Source organism: Mesorhizobium sp. M2A.F.Ca.ET.039.01.1.1, assembly GCF_003998035.1.
Classification (GTDB): domain Bacteria; phylum Pseudomonadota; class Alphaproteobacteria; order Rhizobiales; family Rhizobiaceae; genus Mesorhizobium.
In genome coordinates, this window is record NZ_RZRY01001354.1 from 1 (window position 1) to 814 (window position 814).

The following is an 814-nucleotide window of genomic DNA, read 5'->3' on the forward strand; positions in this document are numbered from 1 at the left end:
TTCCCTCCCCCGCCGGTGAAGTGCGCCCAGGCGCCCATGACGTGGACGTCGTTGACCGAAACCACGGCGATCGTGTCGACGCCGCGCGCGAGGATGGCGTCATGGTTCTCGAGATAGCCGGGCAGGTGGTTGTTGCTGCAGGTCGGCGTGAAGGCGCCGGGGACGCCGAACAGCACCACCTTCTTGCCGGCGAAGATCTCGTCGCCGGTGATCGGCTTGGCGCCGTCGGCGGTCATCACCTTGAAGTTCGATGCGGGCAGTTTTTCGCCAACCGAAATGGTCATGGGTTCCTCGCTTGCGAGATGGGGAAGATTGATGCTTTCGATATCGGACCGGACAGTTTCCCGCAACCGTTGCGCTAATGCTGGATCAAGGGAAAGGCAGCAACCCGTCGACCGAACCCTCGGCGCTGGTCAGCGTGTAATACAGCCCGCCATCGCTCGGCGTCGCCGACGGCCGGTCGAGGATCGGCACGGTGAAGACGAGCTTGCCGTCCTTCTGGCTGCGCACCGGCGCGCCGAACATGTAGTCGCGCTCGCCGGCGATGAAGAAGTCGACCGATTCCGGATCCCCGGGCGACTGCGCCTGGACGACAAGGGTTTCGTGGTCGCCGGGCAGCACGTTGATGCCGAAATCGGACCGGGCCGGGGAAGGCAGCGTCGCAAGCGCGGTTTTTACCAGCGCGGCGTCGGTCGCATTGTCGGGATCGGAGCCGGGGTCGACGCTGAGCCGGGTCTGCACCGGAATGCAGATCGTCTCGCAGATGCCGAGGAAGACATGAGCGTCAATCGTCGCAGGTTGGCCGGGCGAAGAC

At 64.7% G+C, this 814-nt stretch carries 1 protein-coding gene and 1 pseudogene; both read right to left on the reverse strand.

Going from position 1 to position 814, the window contains the following annotated elements:
* Window positions 1-284 (reverse strand): redoxin family protein (locus tag EOA24_RS39825; RefSeq protein ID WP_127410920.1); only part of this gene is annotated, 284 nt, incomplete at its 3' end.
* Between the two features lie 85 nt (window positions 285-369).
* Window positions 370-814, reverse strand: a pseudogene (locus tag EOA24_RS39830) (hypothetical protein); the annotation flags it as partial.